The organism is Mesorhizobium sp. M7A.F.Ca.CA.001.08.2.1, from assembly GCF_003998455.1.
Lineage (GTDB): Bacteria > Pseudomonadota > Alphaproteobacteria > Rhizobiales > Rhizobiaceae > Mesorhizobium > Mesorhizobium ciceri.
Genome location: NZ_RZPW01001345.1, coordinates 1 through 726, shown reverse-complemented (window position 1 = coordinate 726; position 726 = coordinate 1). Strand labels below are relative to the sequence as shown.

General features: G+C 64.7%; 1 protein-coding gene. It reads right to left on the bottom strand.

The window, feature by feature from the left end; all coding sequences use genetic code 11:
• Positions 1 to 3: 3 nt before the first annotated feature.
• Positions 4 to 726, bottom strand: a 723-nt coding sequence (locus EN914_RS37280) for an MFS transporter (protein WP_127389776.1), incomplete at its 5' end; no start/stop codon positions are given.

The following is a 726-nucleotide window of genomic DNA, read 5'->3' as shown; positions in this document are numbered from 1 at the left end:
CCGTCAGGGCTTGCCGGGGTTGGCAACCATGTCCTGCTCGCGGCGTGACTGTGCCAGCCAGTTATACACCGCGCCGCCGGCCATCAAGATGGACGTGCCCAGAAACACCGAGCGCATGCCGAAATGACCACCGGCAAAGCCGCCCAGCAAGGGGCCGGCGACTTGCCCGACATATTGGGCGGAGATCGACAGCCCGAGCACATTGCCGCCGACCCCATCGGGAACATTGTGGCGGATCACGCTGGTGATGCAGGGCAACAGCCCGCCCAGCGCCAGACCCATCAGGAAGCGCAGGCCGATGAGTTGCCAGCTCTGCGTGACGAAGGCCTGCGGGATCAGCAGCAGCGCCGAGACGGCAAGCGCGCCGATGATGACGTTCCAGTGGCCGACGCGGTCGGCGAGCTTGCCGAGGCGCGAGGCCGACAGGATGGCGCCAAGGGCCGCCGCCGACATGACGACGCCTGATATCAGCGTGACGCGGCTCTGGTCCTCGATGAGCTGCTGCACATAGACGGTGATGATCGGCTCGATCGACATGGTGGCGAAGCTCAACAGCATGCCGGTCGCCAGCATGGCGACAACAGGCCGTTTGTCGGGGATTTGTGACCAGCCGCCTTTCCGCTTCTGCGTCGCTCCGGCGTCTGCTGTTTTCGGCCGGGGATTCTCCTTGATCAGAAACGTGGTCGCCAGGAATGCCAGGAAGATGACGCCGCCGGAGAGGAGAAA